Below are 17,237 nucleotides of genomic sequence, written 5' to 3'. Positions count from 1 at the left end.
ATACCTGGGCCGACGAGTTGCCGCTCGTCGGCCCGGGGTCGTTCTGCGGTGGTGCGTCGAGGTCTATTCGGTCTCTTTGAGGATGCGTTCAACCCCGTCCAGGCGGTTCTGCATGTCCTCCAGCCGTGCATTGACGGTCTCCAGTTGGCGCAGCACCGTCTGCTGCGTCTTCGCGCCTTCCTCGGACAGGTCCCGGTAGTCCGACTCGCGGGACAGGAGCGCCTTGGCCCGGGCAGTCGTCGTGCGCATCCATATGAGGACCACGATCACGGACGTGACCAGGATGAAGACGCCGATGATCGCGGCTACGGCCTGCCACTGATACTCGTCATCCATCGGATGACTCCTTTCGTCCGGACTGTGATCCATCACGAGGCAGCGTGAGGGTCTGGGCGGCGTCCGCGATGGTCTCCGGGCTGAGGAGGACCGCGAATCGGGTCACCTCGTAGTACTTCATTGCTTTCCCGTCCTCCGAAAGCTGTAGTTCAGCCGTAACCAGTTCAGCCGCCTCCAACTTGCGGAGGTGCACCTGTAGCAGGGCGCGGCTGATGCCGAGCTCGCGGGCCAACTCGCTCACGTAGCTGCGCTTGCCTGAGAGTGCCGCGACGACACGCATCCGGTGCGGATTGGCGAGCGCCGAGGCAGCCCGCAGCATGTGGTCGCCATTCATCCTCCGCATACCAGCTCCTTGCTCGTGCTAAGGAATACTTGCAGGTGCCTAGAGATGGTGCAACCCCCGGCGTCCGCAGATCCGAACGTCACCTCGGAATTCGAACGAGGGGTGAGGGCGCGGTAGTTGCCGTGGCGGCACGAAGGAGCGGGTATCTGGAAGGCACCTGTTCGGTGCCTCGTTGATGTAGCGCAACGGGAGTGCGCGGGGATTTCGGAGCCGGCCGTGGAGGGCGCCTGAGGGCTTCTGCCTCAGCTCGCCGCCCCGCCGTCCGCCCCGTCCGGGCGCCACGTGGCTGTCACCGTCAAGTGGGCCTGGCCGCTGCCGTTCACGATGCCCAGTTTGAGGTCCTGGCCGACCTGGACGCCGAAGGTGACGGTGATCTCGGTGGGGGGCGTCGACGCGGTGTTCACCGCGGCGTGCACCTCCTGTACGAGCGGGCCGAGCGGCTTGAGCGTGGCGCGCAGCGTGTCGGCGGCGAGCGCGGGGACGTTCCGTGCGCGGGAGACGGGTACGGCGGGGCCCAAGCCGTTGGTGACGGGGGTCGCCTCCTCCGTCAGGACGAACCGGACCGTGGTCCCGTCGTCCAGGGTGAGTCGCGGCTGCTGCGGGTCGGTCAAGACGGCTCCTCAATGTGTTGCGTGGGTGTGTGCCTGGTCGTCACGGACATGGCGGCTCCTCGGGTGTGCCCTCAGGCAACAGCCTGCGTTCCGCGCCGGTGTAGTCGCGCCCGGCGGCGTCGCAGAGCGCACGGAATTGCTCCTCGGGCCGCAGGTCGATGTTCTGTCGCACGGCCCCCGTGTCCACCACCAACCGCTCCCCGTCGACGTGGAACAAGCCCTTCATCAACGGGACCGAGAAGTCGCCTCCGCCTCTGCCGGGGTCGACGAAATGGAGTCGACCGTCACGGAAGACCATCACATGACCGTCCGTCGTGAGGCCGACGAGACCGTCCCTGTCGTCCGCCCACGGGATGCCGCGCGTGAACTGCTTCCTCTTCGGTACGTCCCAGACCCGCGCCTGGGCATCGTCGTTGACGACTGCGAGATACGTGCCCGTCGGATCGAAGGCGAGCAGCGCTTCGTAGGGGGCACTGGCCGAGCCGTAGCTGATGGAGGGACCGTGCAACGCGTCGACGCGCCTCGGCGCCCGTAGGTCCCACAACAAGGTCTCGCCGCGCCTGTCGCTGACCGCGACCTGACCGGGGTGCTCCGGCCTTGCCACGAGCTGATCCCCGATGTAGCCGCCGTCGTCCGGACTCTCGCCCGCGCCCCGGTAGACGGAGAAGGGGCGCGTCGTCACCCTTCCGTCCGCGGCGTCGATCCGCGCCAGCCGGCCCCGGGAAAGCAACGCGATCTCACTGCCGCCGACATCGACCACACCCTGGATACGGTCGAAGCCCGGCAGCGCGTCGTCCAGAGCCACGGGAGGGGAACTGAGGTCGTCCGCCGCGTACGACCGGTTGAGGCCGAGCCCTTCGTCCCACACCACGAGCCGTCGGGAGTCGGCGGTCCACGTGACGGCCCACCTCACCGGCTCGTCGCCCTTTGGGCCGGGAACCCGAATCGACCGCAGCTCCCTGCGCGAGGCGTCCAGGATCGCGAGCCGGCCCTTCGAGGAGACCTGGGCGAGGAGCTGTCCGTTCGGGGACAACGCCTCCGTGTCCACATCCAGGAAGCCGAACGGGGACCGCTTGCCGCCGACCGGGTCGGCCCGTGCCTCCACCAGGGTCGAACCGACGGCAGCCAGGACCGTGAGTCCGTCTCCCTCTCCCGGGAAGGCCGCGACAGCGGTCGCCACCACGGACGCGTCGCCCGAATCCGGGACCCGGGTGTGGAAGGCGCGGCCGGTGCGCACATCCGTCAGAGTGTGTTCCGCGTAGTCGTGCGTCTCGCTCGCGGGATCGCGCGACCGAGCGGTTTTGATCTCGTAGCGGGTGGTGGCGTCGGTGACGCTGAATCCGCCGGCGGCGGGTATCCGATACGAGCGTCCGGGCGCGCGGCCGAGTTCCAGCGCCCGCCCGTCGTCCTGGACGGCGATCTCTCCGCCTGCCCGCAGCGAGGCCGGCGTGGCCATGCGTGTGGAGTGCAGCCGGCGCCCCGACGGCAGGTCCCGCACATCGACGACGTCCCTGGTCGCCGCGGAGGAGCGGAGTGTCGCCACCGCGTCCGCGTCGGCCGTGAACGCGACGTCGTCCAGGCCGGCCGGCAGCGCGATCCGGTCGATCACCTTCCCCGGGCGCCCGGAGTCGGTGGCCCACACGTCCATGAAGGCCGAACCGCACTTCCGCGCCTCGGCCGCGCACCCTTCGTAGGGATGGAACAGCAGCAGACGCTCGCCGTCGCCGCTGAAGTCGAGGACCCTCCGCGGATCCTTCTTCTCCCCGTCGAGTCTGTGGGGGCCGGTCTCCAGGGTCACCGGGCGCTTCGGGCCGCCTCCGCCCGTCCGCCACAGAAGAACGTCTCCCTGTCCGGCGGCGGCCGCGACATGACGCCCGTCGGGGCTCACCACAGTGACCAGATTGCCCTCGGGAACGCCGCTGAGTTCCCGCGCGCGGGGCTTCCCGTCGCGGGCGCCGGTGACCACGGTGACCGTCGACCGTCGGCCGCCCGAGGGCTTCGATTCCACCACCAGTACCCGGCCGTCCTCGCTCGCGGTCAGCTCGTCGACGTTGCCGCGCCACAGGGACGGATGGGTGCCCGTGACGAACTGCCCCCGCACGTACTGGTTCATCAGCGCCTGCCGGGCACGTGAGGTGGGTTCCGTGTGCCATGCGGCGAGGGCCAACTGGAGTGCGGTGGCCGGGTCGTTCGGCGGGCGCTCCTCCGCCACCTGGGCGAGGGTTCCCGCTGCCTGGGTGCGGAGCTGGTGCTCGGTCCGCCGGAGGCTCTGGTAGGTGGTGAACGCCAGGATGACCGCGAGGACGGTCAGCACGCCGAGCACCGCTACGGCGGCCCGCCGCAGCCGGGAGCCGCGCCGTGCGTGGTTCCTGCTGAGGTGGATGTACTCCCGTTCGGCCGACGAGATGTCGTCCGGGTCGGGATGCGCGTTCAGCCGGCACTCCGCCTCGGTGAGGTCCGTGCCGCTGAGCAGCCGGGCGGACTCGCGCTGTTGGGACTGCCAGCGGTGCAGGTCGGTGCGCACCTGTTCCTGCCAGAGGCGGAAGTCGCGGGAATCGATCAGCCATTGCCGCAGGAGAGGCCAGTGGGTCGTCAGCGCCTCGTGCGCCAGGTCGACGATCTCCTCGTGCTCGTCGCCGCCCGGTGCGTGGGAGAGGACGACGAGCTTGCCCGGTGCGAGCCGGCGTGCGAGCGCGACGAGTTCCGGTGCGAGACCGCTCGTGCGGGTGGGTCTACGGGTGAAGGTGTCACCGTCACCCGGGCGGGCGAGCTGGACGAGGAGCCGCTGGGCGAGGACCTGATCGGCCGTGGACAGCTTCTTGTGGGCGAGGTCGGCGTAGCCGACGAGCGCGCCCGCGACTCCGCCCAGGTCGTCGTAGGCCGCGTGCGTGAGCATGGCGCGGCTGCGCCGCTGCCACAGCTCGGTCAGCGCGAACTGGACCAGCGGCATACGACCGGGCTCGTCGCCCGCGTCCGCGACGATCCGCTCCGGCAGGCCCGCTTCGAACCACAGCCCGGGGACGGTGTCGACCGGTGCCGTCACCGCCTGCCGGAGGTTCTCGGCGGCGAGCGGCGCGAGGAACTGGACGGCATCGCTGATGAGGTCGGAGGTGTCGGCCGTGATCAGGACGTTGAGCGAGTCGGGGCGTGCCGTCGCGACGATCCGCAGGTCCTCGCCCGCCAGGTCGGCCAGCAGGCCGAAGAGCGTACGGGCGGCGGCCGGTTCACCGGCCACGTACTCCTCCAGCTGATCCACGAAAAGGACGCGTCCGGAGTCTCCGCTCCGGCCCAGCAGCCGGGCGCGCAGCTCGGAGGCGATGCCGTGGCCCGCGTCGAGCAGACCGGCCAGCTCCCGCGCTTTGGCGAGACGGTCGACCTCGCCCAGGCCCGGTTCCAGCACCTCGGCCAGCGCCCGCGCGACGACGTCGGCGGGAGGCACGCCCAGCAGCGGCCGCAGTTCCGTCACGTCGGCCCCGGCCGCCCGCAGCCGGGGTAGCACCCCGGCACGCACCAGTGACGACTTGCCGCACCCCGACGGCCCGGCCACGAGCGTCACGGCACGCGTGCGGACAGCGGCGAGCAGCCGTTCGGTGTCGGCGTCCCTGCCGTGGAAGAACTCGGCGTCGTCCTCGGTGAACGCGGCCAGGCCCTGGAACGGGCACCGCGACTCCAGCGTGGCCTCGTCGATCAGATGGGCCGAAGGCAGCAGGTACGCGGTGCGCTCGCCCAGGTGGGCGGCCACCGTCATCCCGACGACGCCGTCCTGCGTGTGGTCCCAGACCGGCGCCCCGCTGAAACCCTCCGCGACGCGGGGGCCGGGCTCGTCCGCCTCCATCTGCACCCAGCCGGCCCCCTGCCCGGCGCGCAGCGTCCCGTACGCCCAGACTCCCTGACCGGCGCCTGCCGGAAAGCCCATCGTCCGGAAGGTGTGCCCCCACACGCCCGTCCCGTCGACCAGGGGCGCGGGCCGGGCTCCCTCGACCGGCGCGTCGAGCCTCAGCAGCGCCACATCGGCGTCGCCCGTACGCCAGGACTCCACCGTCGCGCGCGCCCGGGGACGGCCGGCAAGCAAGGGAAAGTCGATGTCGACGGCGCCGTCCGGAGCCTCGTCGGCCCCGGTCTCCGACCCCAGGGACAGTGACGGTGCCAGTGCTCTGACGACGACGTGCGCGCATGTGCACACCACGTCCTCGGTGACCAGGAACCCGGCCCCGACGACCTCTCCGTCACTCGCGAGCACCCGTACCTGCGACGTCTCCAGGACGTCGCTTCCCCGTACAGCGGCCATGGTCAGCCCTCAAATCCCCTGCGCCCTGAGGACATGTCAACAACTGGCGGCGCAGCCCTTCACCGGTGTCACTTTACGCACAACACCCGTGTGCAACAGGGGCTTTGGGGTCACTCCTTGGTCATGTCGACGGGGCTGTCGATGGGGGCGGTCGCCCGGGAGAGCAGGTGGAGTGCGGCCTGTGACGGGGAGCCCGGTTCGGCGATGGCGAGCACGATGTGGCGTTCCTCGTCCTGCGGGGCACGCAGGCTCTGCTGCGTCACGGTGAGGCTGCCGACCAGCGGGTGGTGCATCTCGTACTCCGCGGAGTCGCAGGGGCTGACCCGGTGGTCGGCCCACATGGCGGCGAACTCCGGGCTCTTCATGGTCAGTTCGCCGACGAGCGAGGTGAGCAGCGCGTCGTCGGGGTGCCGTCCTGCCGTCATGCGGAGGTTCTCCACGACCGCCCTCGCCTTGCTCGGCCAGTCGGCGTACAGCGCGCGGGTGTGGGGGTCCAGGAAGACCAGCCGGGCCAGGTTGGGGCGGTTGCCGGGATCAGCCGTGCCGGCCGGGTCGACGTGGGAGGCGAACAGCGCGTGGCCCATGCGGTTCCAGGCCAGTACGTCACTGCGCCGCCCGCTGACGAGGGCCGGAACGTCGCCGAAGGCCTCCAGCAGGTTGAAGATCGCCGCGTCGACGTGTTCCGGCGGCGGGCGGTGGGCGACCGCGCGCCGCTTCACGCTGCCCGCCAGATCGTGCAGGTGCCGCTGCTCGGCCCCGTCCAGGTGCAGCGCCCGGCCGATGGCGTCGAGTACCTCCGGTGAGGCGCCCACGGACTGGCCCTGTTCCAGGCGTGTGTAGTACGAGGAACTCACGCCGGCCAGCAGCGCCAGTTCCTCCCGGCGCAAGCCGGGCACCCGGCGCCGGTCCCCGTAGTCCCGGAGCCCGACGTCCTCGGGACGCAGCTGGGCGCGCCGAGTCTGCAGGAAGTTCCCGAGTTCTCGCTGTCCGCTCATGAGGCCCAGTATGTGGGCCCCGCCGACCGCGAACCTGACCCGGTCAGGGATAGGCACGGCCCGGTCTGGCTCGGCCGCCGCGATGCCGCTGACATGGGTCCCGCACCGTTCGTCCGCCGCGACGGCGGCACTTCCGTGCGGTGCGCGTCTCGCCACCGGCCGCCGATCACCGGCCGACCTGACCCGATTCGATCCGAGCCCGGAGCTTCCCTTGCACACCACCACACACCAGGCCGACGCCGTGCCTGCCCACGTACCCGTGCCCGTGCCCGTACCCGTGCCCGAGGCGGCCGAGTACACGTTCACCCGCAGCGCATGGGTCCACGCCTCTCCGGAGGCGCTGTACGAGGTGATCAGCGATGTCTCGATGATCAGCACCTGGAGCCCCAGCGCTCATGACGTCGCCTACGACGACGGCGACGGGCCCTGGCCCGGCGCCCACTTCGAGGGGCGCAACCGCAGGGGCGAGCGCGAGTGGAGCAGCCGCTCCGAGGTCGTCGAGAGCCGGCCCGGCAGCGTCTTCGCCTTCGTCGTCGAAGGCATCGTCCTATGGCGTTGGACCCTCCGCGCCGACGGCACCGGAACCGTCGTCGAGCAGTCCTGGCAGCTCCTGCGCCTTGACCCGGTGCTCGGCAGCACCCGCGGCGACCTCGACGCCCTGCGTGACCACATGGCCACCAGCGTCGAGCACACCCTCCGCGCCCTGGCGCGCTGGATCGCCGAGCGCGGCGGCACCACCACCAGCCCCTGACCTCCTGACCCCCTCACCCCCGGAGACCGAACGTGAACACCATCACCCTGGGTGACGTCACAGTCACCCGCATCCGCGAGTATTACGGACCTGTGGACATGACTCCCGAGACGTTCTTCCCCGACAGCCCCGCCAAGGCATGGGAAGAACACCGCGCCATGCTGGTCCCGGAGTTCCTGGACGATGACACCCGGATCGTCAACTCGGCCATCCAGAGCTGGCTGTTGCGCAGCGAGGGCAAAACCATCCTCGTCGACACCGGCGTGGGCAATCACAAGGAGCGCCCGTACGCCCCTGTGTGGAGCCGGATGAACACCGGGTTCCTCGACAACCTCGCCCGCGCGGGAGTCCGCCCCGAGGATGTGGACATCGTGATCAATACGCATCTCCACATTGATCACGTCGGCTGGAACACGTATCTCGACGGGCGTACCTGGGTTCCCACCTTTCCCAACGCCACCTACCTGATGCCGAAGGACGACTTCGACTTCTGGAACCCGGAGAACGGCCACAAGACCGTGCTCGGGCGCGGCAACCAGAACGTGTTCGAGGACAGCGTCCTGCCGGTGCACCAGGCAGGACGGACGCTGCTGTGGGAGGGCAGCCACCGGATCGACGCCGGTCTGCGCCTGGAGGCCGCCCCGGGGCACACCCCCGGTTCCTCCGTACTGACGCTCGCCTCCGGGACGGACCGCGCGGTCTTCGTCGGTGACCTGCTGCACAACCCGGTGCAGATCCTCGAACCGGACTGCAACAGCTGCTTCTGCGAGGACCCCGCGCAGGCACGCGCCACCCGGCACAAGGTCCTTGGCCGGGCGGCCGACGACAACGCCCTCGTCATTCCCGCGCACCTGGGCGGCCACGGCGCCGCACACGTGGTGCGCGACGGCAGCAGGTTCGCCGTCAAGGGCTGGGCGCCCTTCTCCCCGTACGACGCACAGGGCTGAACCCTGCGGAAAGGCACTCCAAGTGAACCAGCACACCGGCCCCGGCCCCGTCGTGGCCACCACGCGGGGAACCGTCCGCGGCCTGCGCCAGGGCGGCGTCCACACCTTCCTGAACATTCCCTACGCCGCTCCGCCCCGCGGCGCCGACCGGTTCGCGGGGCCCCGCCCGCACGAACCGTGGGACGGCGTACGGGACGCCACGAGGCCGGGGCCCAACGCCCCGCAGTCCGAACGGAAACTCGGCCGCGTGGACATGTCCCCGTACTTCGGGACCGGTTGGAGCCGTGGCGATGACTACCTCACGGTCAACGTCTGGGCGCCCGCCGACGCGGACGGCGACCTGCCCGTCATGGTGTTCGTCCACGGCGGTGGGTTCGTCGCGGGGTCGACGCGGTCCGCGCTCTACGACGGCTCCGCCTTCGCCCGCGACGGCGTCGTCCTCGTCACCCTCAACTACCGGCTCGGCATCGGGGGATTCCTCGACGTCCCCGGAGCGCCCGCCAACCGCGGCCTGCTCGACGTCGTGGCCGCGCTGCGCTGGGTACGGGACAACATCGCCGCCTTCGGCGGTGCCCCGCACAAGGTCACCCTCTTCGGCCAGTCGGCGGGAGCGACCGTCGTCGGGGGAGTCCTGGCCACTCCCGAGGCCGCGGGACTGTTCCGCCGGGCGATCGTCCAGAGCGGCAGCGGCCTGGGCGCGTTCACGGCCGAGCAGGCCGCCCGCGTCACCGGTGCGGCGGCCCGGGCCCTGGGCATCGAGCCGCACGTCGATGCCTTCGCGCGTATCCCGGACGCCCGCCTGGTGGAGGCGGCGTCCGCGGTCACCGGCACGGACCTGCGGACGGCCACACACCACGACCCGCTGATCGGGCTCAGCCCCTTCAGCCTGGTCCTGGACACCCAGCCGGCCGCCGGCGTCGCCGCGGGCCTCGCCGCCGACGTCGACCTGCTCGTCGGAACCAACACGGAGGAGGGGAACCTCTACCTGGTCCCTGTGGACGCGTACGCCACCTCGACCCGCGCGGACGTCGACGCCGTCGCGGCACGTGCGCACTCCGATCCCGGCCGGCTCGTGGCCACGTACCGCGAGACCCGCCCGGGGGCGACCTTCGGCGAGCTGCGGTCCGCCATCATGGGCGACGCCCTGTTCGGCGCGGGCAGCCGGGCCCTGGCCGACGCACATGCCGACGCCCACGCCGAAGCACGTGTCGGCCGGTCCGGGGGCGCCACCTACCGCTACGAGTTCGCGTGGCGCTCCCAAGCCCTGGGCGGGGAACTCGGCGCCACCCACGCGATGGAGCTGCCGTTCGTCTTCGACCTCACGCGGCTGCCCCAGTTGTACGGTCCCCACGCCATGCTCGGCCCCGACAGGCCCCCGGCCGATCTCGCCCCCCGGGTGCACGAGGCGTGGATACGGTTCGCCGCGACGGGCGATCCCGGCTGGGATACGTACGACTCCGAGCGCAGGGCCACGATGCGTGTCGACGCCGACTGGGCCCTGGTCGACGACCCTCGCGGCCGGGAACGCCAGGTGTGGACCTGACCCGGCGCTCCCTTTGCCCCCGACACACGGTGCTAGGACACGGTCAGCTCGCGTACGTCTCGAACTCGGCGATCCTCGGGGTGCCGGTCGAGCCGGTGATCTCGAAGGTGACCTTCTTCAGGGATGTCCGGGGGAAGGTGATGACGCCCGCGCCGCTGCCGGAGGTCAGGACCGCGCCGGTGTCACCGTTGACCACGCGCCAGGCGCCGACGCGGCCCGTGGCATCCGCCGACTCGCGGATGCTGACCTTGGACACGGCGGTGGCGGTGCCCCACTTGATCGAGACGGAGCCGGTCGATCCGGAGGGCGACCAGTAGGTGTTCAGGTCACCGTCGCGCACATTGCCGTAGCTCGTACCGGAGGCCTTGCCGGAGCCGTCCGCGCCGGCGCCGATGCTGAGGTTGGTCCCGGTGGGCGGCGTGGGGTCGGTGGGGTCCGGCGTGGGGTCGGTGGGGTCCGGGGTGGGGGTCTGCGGGGTGCAGCTGCCGTCGGAGACCTTCATGCCCTTGCCGGCGCCCGCCGTCTGGGCCACGACGGACGGTACGCAGGAGGCCGCGTCGAGCGCGAAGGAGTACGGGACGGAGACCGTGGTGGTGGACTTCATGTCGGGGCCGGCCGGGTTGGTGTCGGTGCCCGGGGGCGACCAGGTCACGTTGTCCAGGATGTTGCCGCTGACCTGCCAGTAGCCCTTGGCATCGGTGTAGAAGGTGCCGAGGACGTCCTTGGAGTCCTCGAAGTAGTTGTTGTCCACCTTGGCCTTGGCTCCGGCGCGGGAGTTGATCCCGGAGTCGTTGAGCCGTGAATAGTGGTTGTTGTACATGTGCGCGATGCCGCCGCGCAGCAGCGGGGCGCGGGAGTCGATGTTCTCGTACAGGTTGTGGTGGAAGGTGACGAACCCGTTGGAGAGTTCGGTCTCGCTGGAACCGATGAGACCGCCGCGCCCGGAGTTGCGCAGGGTGCTGTACGACAACGTCACGTACTGGGTGTTGTTCTTCATGTCGAAGAGGCCGTCGTAGCCCTCGGACTCGCCGCCCGACGCCTCCAGGGAGGAGTGGTCGACCCAGACGTTGCGCACGTCGCTCTCCATGCCGATGGCGTCACCGCCGTTGGACGTGGGAGAACCGGACTTCTTGACGTTCTTGACGGTCACGTTCTGGATGATGATGTTGCTCGACTCGCGGATGTGGATGCCGAGTTGATCGAACACGGCGCCGCCGCCCACGCCCACGATCGTGACGTTGCTGATCTGCTTGAGCTCGATCACCCCGGCCGCCGTGCTGCAACTGCTGCCGGACACCTTGGTGGTGTTGCCGTGGTTGATGGTGCCCTCGACCTCAATGATGATCGGGGTGCTGCTGCTGGCGCGCCCGCACAGCGCGGCGTGGATGGCGGTGCCCGTGGTGGCCTTCACCGTCCGGCCGCCGGTGCCGCCGGTGGTGCCGCCGTTCTGGGAGGCGTAGCCGGTGGCGCTGCCGACGACGCCGGCGGGCGCCGCCGATGCCTCGTCGGACATCGTCAGGGCGGCGGTGGTGGCGCCGGCCAAGGCCATCACGGCCACGGCCGCGGAGAGCCGCAGGGCGACTGGTCTTCTCATGTTCGTATCCCTCTTCGTCGGTGACGGGCCCTGTTCCGGCTCGGCTTCCCGGCCCCGGCCGGACCTCTCGCCGGACAGGTGGCGGCTACCGCGCGAGGGCATGACAGAGTCATGACAAGCGCTGCCGCCGGGAAGTGGAGCCGATGGAGCCGCGGTAAGGGGAAAGCGCTTTCTGCCGCGAGAATAGGGGGGTCGTGAGGAGGCTGACAAGGCTTGTGCAAGGGCCGAAATGCTCCCGGCGCGGCCCGCCTGCGACGCCGCCCGCGTCACGGCCGCACCGCGGCATCCTCCTACGGTGTTCCGCCCGTACTCTGTGTCGGATGCACGGTTGTGTGCACGCGTTCGAGCTTGGTCCAGCCCGTCCAGCCGCGCTCCTTCAGCAGCTCGATCAGCCGACGGGCCGGCGGCAGGGTGTCGAACACATGGATGTCCAGCAGCTCGGCGAACGGTGGATCGAGGGCGGTGTCGTCGACGTAGAAGTCGCCCTGCTCGTCGGCCACCTGCGTGATGTAGGCGGCCAGCCCGTCGGCCAGTTCCACCAGCCGTGGGTCGTCGTCGGTGCGGTCGAGGGCTTCGCTCAGGGTGAGATAGAAGTCGACGATCCGCGGGTCGGCGATCTGGTCCCGCTTGCGTGCCATCCACTCCGGGACGCGCTCGGGGGAGTGCGCGGCCAGCGGGATCCAGCCGTCGCGTTCGACCTGGACGATCCGTTCGTCGACCCCGAGCGCCCGCAGCCGGTCCAGGAAGCTGACCACCTCCTGCGGCAGTGCCAGGCTGTCCCCGGCGGTGAGGCGGGCGATCCGCTCGCGGTGCCGCTGCCGCTCCCGGATCTCCGCCCGCAGCCGCTCGTCGATGTCCGCGACCGCCGCGGCGAACTCCTCCTCGCCGGCCCGCAGCAGCTCCCGTACGCGCGCCAGCGGGACCCCGGCTTCGGCGAGCGTCCGGATCCTGACCAACTCGACCACGGCGGCGGCGTCGTACCTCCGATAGCCGGAGTGGTCCCGCTCCGGCTCGGGCAGCAGCCCCTTGGCGTGATAGTGCCGCACCGCGCGCACCGTCACTCCGGCATACGACGCCAGCTCGCCGATGGTCAGCATCAGAGCAGTCTCCTAGTTCGCGGCCCGGGTGCGGTAGAGACGCCGCGCCCAGAGGTGACCGACCAGCCCGATCACCACACACCAGCCGATGGCCCCCAGCACGTCCGAACCATCGGGCGACCCGGCCAGCAGACCGCGGAAGGCGTCGATGACCGGCGTGTACGGCTGGTGTTCGGCGAACCACCGCAGCCCGGCCGGCATCGATTCGACCGGCACGAACCCGCTGCCCACGAACGGCAGCATGATGAAGATCATCGGCCAGTTGCTCGCGGCCTCCGGGTTCGGGCTGAACAGCCCCAGCGCCACGGCGAACCAGGTCATCGCGTACGACAGCAGCGCGAGCAGACCGACCAGGGCCAGCCACTGCGGCGCCGAGGCCGCGGTCTCCAGGCCGAGCGCGAACGCCAGGCCGAGGACCGTCGCGAGTGCCAGCGCGGTCTGGATCATCGCCCCGAGCACATGGCCGGTGAGCACCGAGACCCGGGCGATGGCCATGGTCCGGAACCGGTCGATGATTCCGCCCGTCATGTCGGCGGCGACCGAGACCGCGGTGCTGATGGACACGCTCGCCACCGCCATCACCAAGATGCCGGGAACGATGAACGTCAGGTAGTCGCCGCGGCCACCCGCCCGGGCGCCGGGCAGACCGGCGCCCATGGTGCCGCCGAAGACGTGGACGAACAGCAGCAGGAACAGCAGCGGCAGACCGATCAGCATCAGCGTCTGCGACGGGTACCGGGCCATGTGCTTCAGGTTGCGGCGCAGCATGGTCACCGAGTCGCGGACGGCATACGTCGCGCTGCTCATGCCCGTACCGCCTGGGGAGTCTCGTCGGTGGCGGGGCGGTCCGTGAGAGCCAGGAACACGTCGTCCAGGTCGGCGGTGTGCACGGCGAGTCCGGTGACCGCGTCGTCATCGATCCCGGCCAGCAGACGTCGCAGGGTGGTGAGGCTGCCGTCGTGCGGCAGGGACAGGGTGAGCGCGGCGGCGTTCAGGCCCGCCTCGGGGAACTCGCGTGCCAGCTCGGCCAGTTGCCCGCCGTCGGCGGCCTGGAGCTCGATGCGGCCGCCGGGTACCAGCCGCTTGAGCTCGGCCGCGGTACCCTCGGCGACGAGCCTGCCCTTGTCGAGCACACCGATCCGGTCGGCGAGCTGGTCGGCCTCCTCCAGGTACTGGGTGGTGAGGAAGACGGTGGCCCCGTCCGCCACCAGCTCCCGCACGATGCCCCACAGGGCGCGGCGGCTGCGCGGGTCGAGACCGGTGGTGGGCTCGTCGAGGAAGATCAGCCGGGGCCCGGACACCAGGGTCATCGCCAGGTCCAGCCGCCGCTTCATGCCGCCGGAGTACGTCGCCGCGCGCCGGTCGGCGGCGTCGACCAGGTCGAACCGTCCGAGCAGTTGCTCGACCACTCTCGGCGCGCGGTCGTGGTGGCGGTCGTGGTGGCGGTCGAGGTGGCCGAGGTCCGCCATCAGGCGCAGGTTCTCCCGCCCGGTCAGAAACTCGTCCACGGCGGAGAACTGTCCGGTCACCCCGATCGACGCGCGCACCTGGTCCGCCTCGCGGCGTACGTCGTATCCGGCGACGCGAGCCTCACCGGCGTCGGCGGGCAGCAACGTGGACAGGATGCGGACCATGGTGGTCTTACCGGCCCCGTTGGGCCCGAGCAGGGCGTAGACGGTGCCTGTGGGGACGGTCAGGTCGACTCCGGCTATCACCTCGTGGTCGCCGTTGTCGTTGCCGTACGACTTGCGTAGACCGGCGACCTCGATCGCGTTGGTTTTCGTCGTCATGCCCGCCATGCTGAGAGGTTGCCCCTGCGTCAGGGTCAACTGTCGCGGCTACTGACTTCGTTGGTCGTCTCCTTCGTGTCCGTGTCCGTGGCCGTGTCCGTGGCCATGTCTGTGGCCGTGGCGTGGGTGCGGCGGCGTCCCAGCAAGGTGGTGCCCGCGATCACCAGGCCGATGGCGGTGACCTTGGCCGCCCCGAGGTAACCGGTCGGCGACCCCTCCGGAACGCCGGGCAGTCCGAGGAAGACCCACGCTGCCGCGAGGCCGCCGAAGACGATCAGCCCGACCGCCCCCCACGTTCCGATCCCCGCCCACCAGGGCTCCAGGGCGTGGGGCTGCTCGTCGCTCTGCTCGACGCCTTTGTCTTGCACGCTCTGTTCTCCCTGTGGGTGTGGTGACGGTCGTAGGGGAAGACGCAGGTCAGGTGTGGGTGGTTCGCCGGGGACACGGCTGCGGGTGACGGTGCCTGACGGTGGCGGTCTGCCGCGACCTATTGTTGAGCAGACGTGAGGTGGCGCGACGGGGGGGGGCTCGGGCGTGGGGAGTGGAGTCGGCGCGGGGTGTCAGCCCGGTGGGCGTGTGACCGGCGGTCGTCCGGCGCCCGCGGTGCTGCCTCCGCCGCTGCGCGCGTGGCTCGGGCTGATCGCGGCTCTCGCCGCGCTGGTGGTCGTCGCGCTCGGGGTCATGTACGCGGGGCACGGCCGGCCGGGCACGGTGGACAGGTGGTTCGTGGACCCGACGGCGGACAGCGTGCGGCCGCCGTGGCGGCACGCCGCTCTGGCCGTGGACTTCCTGGGGGAGCCCGTCGGAGCGGCGGTGCTGGTGGTGGCCGCCGTGGCGGGCTGCCTGCTGCGTCGGCGGCTCCGCGCGGCGGTGTTCATCGTTGTCGGCGTCTGCGTGGCCGTGGGGGCGACGACGCTGCTCAAGCCGCTGGTGGGACGCACCATCCACGGGGACGGCAACTTGGCCTATCCGAGCGGGCACACGGCCTTCCTGACCGCGCTCGCCCTCATGGTGGCGCTGCTCGCGGCCGGCCGGCTCGGCCTGGGCAGGGCGGCCGGTACGTCGCTCGTGCTCGCCGCGGCGCTGGCCGCCGGCGCCGCCATGGGCTGGGCGGAGGTCGCCCTGAGCGCGCACTACCCGACCGACGTCCTCGGCGGCTGGTGCACCGCGCTGGCGGTGATACCGGTGACGGCACGCCTGGTCGACCGGGCGGCCGAGCGGCTCGTCGAGCGTAGGGGTGAGCAGGGGGCGGAGCGGAGGGCTGAGCCGGGGGCTGATCGGCTGGAGGGGCGGGGGGCTGAGCCGAGGGTGGTCCCGCTGGATGGGCGGGGGGCCGACGCCCCCGGTCGGCGGGAGCGGCGCTGACGTTAGGTCACCTTGCTTCCACGGTCGGTGTGGGCGCTGACGTGACGTCGCCTCGCGCCTCCGGCTCACCTCATGCCCTGTGCGGGCCGGGGCCGATGCCCCGGCGCCGGGAGCGTCGCCGATGTCCCGTCATTTCACGCTACGGCTCGGCGGGAAGCGCGTTGACGTCGCGTCATATCGCGCCCCCCCTCACCTCACGCCGCCCCCGACTCGCCCCCCCCGGGGGCCCCCTCGCCTCACGCCAAGCGGCGGAATACCGGCTTCACTGGGCGGCCGCCCAGCCAGGGGGTGGGGTCCGTGGTGTCCAGGGCCTTTCGGTATACCGCGCATGCTTGCGCCACCACCTCGACGGTTCGGTCGATGTCGGCGTCGCTGAGTGCGCTGCTCACCACGAACGACGGGGCGAGCACCCCGCCCGCGAGGAGCCGGCGCAGGAACAGGGTGCGGTACCGCTGTGACGGCCGGCCGTTCTCGTCGAGCGTGGCGAAGACCAGGTTGCTGGCCCGGCCCCGGACCACGACGTGGTCGCCGACGCCCATGCCCGCCGCGACTTCGCGGACCCCGGCCGCCAACCGCTCCCCGAGCGCGTGCAGTTGGGCGGTGACGCCCTCCTCCGCGTACGTCGTCTGCACGGCCATCGCGGCCGCCAGGGAGTGGGTCTCCGCGCCGTGCGTGGTGGACAGCAGGAACACCCGGTCGCCGGAGTGGCGCAGTCCGCCCCGCTCCATCAGCTCGCGGCGTCCCGCAAGCGCGGAGACGGCGAATCCGTTGCCCAGCGCCTTGCCGAACGTGGAGAGGTCGGGGACCACGCCGTACAGGCCCTGGGCGCCCGCCTCGGACCAGCGGAAGCCAGTGATCATCTCGTCGAAGATCAGTACGCAGCCGTGCCGGTCGGCCAGTTCGCGCAGGCCCGCGAGGTAGCCGGGCGGAGGCTCGGTGTGACCCGCGGGTTCGAGGATCAGGCAGGCGACCTCGTCCTGGTACCGGGTGAGCAGCTCCTCCGTGGCGGCCAGATCCCCGTAGGGGAACGACACCGTGAGGTCGGTGGTCGCCGCCGGAATGCCGGCGGGCATCGGCGTCGTACCGATGAACCAGTCGTCGACGGAGAAGAACGGATGGTCGCCGCAGATGGCCACCCGCGGGCGGCCGGTGACGGCGCGGGCGAGGCGTACCGCGGCGGTGGTGGCGTCGGAGCCGTTCTTCGCGAACTTCACCATCTCGGCGGTCGGCACGGTGGCCAGGAAGCGTTCCGCGGCCTCGACCTCCACGACGGACGGCCGGACGAAGTTGCTGCCGCGGTCGATCTCGCGGCGTACCGCCTCGTTCACGCGGGGGTGGGCGTGGCCGAGGCTGACCGACCGCAGGCCGGAGCCGTACTCGATGTAGCGGTTGCCGTCGACGTCCCACACGTGGGCGCCGCGGCCGTGGCTGATGACCGGGGCCAGGTCCTCGGGGTACTGGTCGTCGCCCTTGGCGTAGGTGTGCGCGCCCCCGGGGATCATGGCGTGCAGTCGCTCGTTCGCCTGCCGCGACCGGGGGAGACGGAACTCTTCGGTGCCTTCGGTGTCCGCGCCCAC

The 17,237-nt window shown here is 71.1% G+C and carries 15 protein-coding genes; 4 read left to right on the top strand and 11 right to left on the bottom strand.

Annotated elements, in window-relative coordinates; translation table 11 throughout:
- Positions 1 to 63 precede the first annotated feature (63 nt).
- From ACZ6JY_RS08490 to ACZ6JY_RS08470, 5 genes are all read right to left on the bottom strand, one after another.
- Positions 64 to 336 (bottom strand): hypothetical protein, encoded by a 273-nt coding sequence (locus tag ACZ6JY_RS08490; protein WP_469193567.1) that lies wholly within the window; start codon positions 334 to 336, stop codon positions 64 to 66.
- Positions 329 to 670 carry an ArsR/SmtB family transcription factor gene (locus ACZ6JY_RS08485; protein ID WP_447035910.1) on the bottom strand — a complete coding sequence of 114 codons (342 nt, stop codon included), beginning with the start codon at positions 668 to 670 and terminating at the stop codon, positions 329 to 331. The genes ACZ6JY_RS08490 and ACZ6JY_RS08485 overlap by 8 nt, the downstream gene beginning before the upstream one ends.
- A 251-nt stretch (positions 671 to 921) precedes the next feature.
- Positions 922 to 1,290, bottom strand: coding sequence for a CU044_2847 family protein (locus ACZ6JY_RS08480; RefSeq protein WP_469193565.1), 369 nt, complete (start codon positions 1,288 to 1,290; stop codon positions 922 to 924).
- 40 nt (positions 1,291 to 1,330) lie between these two features.
- Positions 1,331 to 5,578: an nSTAND1 domain-containing NTPase gene (locus ACZ6JY_RS08475; protein WP_469193563.1), complete on the bottom strand. Its 4,248-nt coding sequence runs from the start codon at positions 5,576 to 5,578 to the stop codon at positions 1,331 to 1,333.
- 110 nt (positions 5,579 to 5,688) lie between these two features.
- The gene (locus tag ACZ6JY_RS08470; protein WP_469193561.1) at positions 5,689 to 6,573 is read right to left on the bottom strand and encodes a helix-turn-helix transcriptional regulator; all 885 of its coding nucleotides are present in this window, start codon (positions 6,571 to 6,573) and stop codon (positions 5,689 to 5,691) included.
- A gap of 211 nt (positions 6,574 to 6,784) precedes the next feature.
- Between ACZ6JY_RS08470 and ACZ6JY_RS08465 the strand changes: the two genes are divergently transcribed.
- From ACZ6JY_RS08465 to ACZ6JY_RS08455, 3 genes are read left to right on the top strand one after another with little or no spacing between them, the layout of a single operon-like run.
- The gene (locus ACZ6JY_RS08465) at positions 6,785 to 7,324 is read left to right on the top strand and encodes an SRPBCC family protein (RefSeq protein WP_469193559.1); all 540 of its coding nucleotides are present in this window, start codon (positions 6,785 to 6,787) and stop codon (positions 7,322 to 7,324) included.
- Positions 7,325 to 7,356: 32 nt separating this feature from the next.
- Complete coding sequence (locus ACZ6JY_RS08460) at positions 7,357 to 8,271, top strand: MBL fold metallo-hydrolase (protein WP_469193557.1); 915 nt, start codon at positions 7,357 to 7,359, stop codon at positions 8,269 to 8,271.
- Positions 8,272 to 8,293: 22 nt separating this feature from the next.
- Positions 8,294 to 9,814, top strand: a complete 1,521-nt coding sequence (locus tag ACZ6JY_RS08455; protein WP_469193555.1) for a carboxylesterase/lipase family protein — start codon at positions 8,294 to 8,296, stop codon at positions 9,812 to 9,814.
- Between the two features lie 43 nt (positions 9,815 to 9,857).
- On the opposite strand, the gene ACZ6JY_RS08450 is transcribed toward ACZ6JY_RS08455, so the two are convergent.
- The 5 genes from ACZ6JY_RS08450 to ACZ6JY_RS08430 all read right to left on the bottom strand — a co-directional run bounded on the left by ACZ6JY_RS08450 (position 9,858) and on the right by ACZ6JY_RS08430 (position 14,663).
- Positions 9,858 to 11,408 (bottom strand): pectate lyase family protein, encoded by a 1,551-nt coding sequence (locus tag ACZ6JY_RS08450; RefSeq protein ID WP_469193553.1) that lies wholly within the window; start codon positions 11,406 to 11,408, stop codon positions 9,858 to 9,860.
- A 290-nt stretch (positions 11,409 to 11,698) separates the two neighbouring features.
- Positions 11,699 to 12,505, bottom strand: coding sequence for a MerR family transcriptional regulator (locus ACZ6JY_RS08445; RefSeq protein ID WP_469193551.1), 807 nt, complete (start codon positions 12,503 to 12,505; stop codon positions 11,699 to 11,701).
- 12 nt (positions 12,506 to 12,517) lie between these two features.
- Positions 12,518 to 13,312, bottom strand: coding sequence for an ABC transporter permease (locus ACZ6JY_RS08440; protein ID WP_469193549.1), 795 nt, complete (start codon positions 13,310 to 13,312; stop codon positions 12,518 to 12,520).
- Positions 13,309 to 14,295: an ATP-binding cassette domain-containing protein gene (locus ACZ6JY_RS08435; RefSeq protein WP_469193547.1), complete on the bottom strand. Its 987-nt coding sequence runs from the start codon at positions 14,293 to 14,295 to the stop codon at positions 13,309 to 13,311. The genes ACZ6JY_RS08440 and ACZ6JY_RS08435 overlap by 4 nt, the downstream gene beginning before the upstream one ends.
- 35 nt (positions 14,296 to 14,330) lie before the next feature.
- Positions 14,331 to 14,663, bottom strand: coding sequence for a hypothetical protein (locus ACZ6JY_RS08430; protein ID WP_469193545.1), 333 nt, complete (start codon positions 14,661 to 14,663; stop codon positions 14,331 to 14,333).
- Between the two features lie 208 nt (positions 14,664 to 14,871).
- On the opposite strand from ACZ6JY_RS08430, the gene ACZ6JY_RS08425 reads away from it, so the two are divergent.
- Positions 14,872 to 15,660: a phosphatase PAP2 family protein gene (locus ACZ6JY_RS08425; protein WP_469193544.1), complete on the top strand. Its 789-nt coding sequence runs from the start codon at positions 14,872 to 14,874 to the stop codon at positions 15,658 to 15,660.
- 236 nt (positions 15,661 to 15,896) lie between these two features.
- Here the strand turns inward: ACZ6JY_RS08425 and ACZ6JY_RS08420 are convergent, their stop codons facing one another.
- Positions 15,897 to 17,237, bottom strand: a complete 1,341-nt coding sequence (locus ACZ6JY_RS08420) for a glutamate-1-semialdehyde 2,1-aminomutase (protein ID WP_469193543.1) — start codon at positions 17,235 to 17,237, stop codon at positions 15,897 to 15,899.

Source organism: Streptomyces sp. NPDC046335, assembly GCF_055587985.1.
Note: the sequence above shows the minus strand (reverse complement) of the source record. Positions and strands in the feature narration are given on the sequence as shown.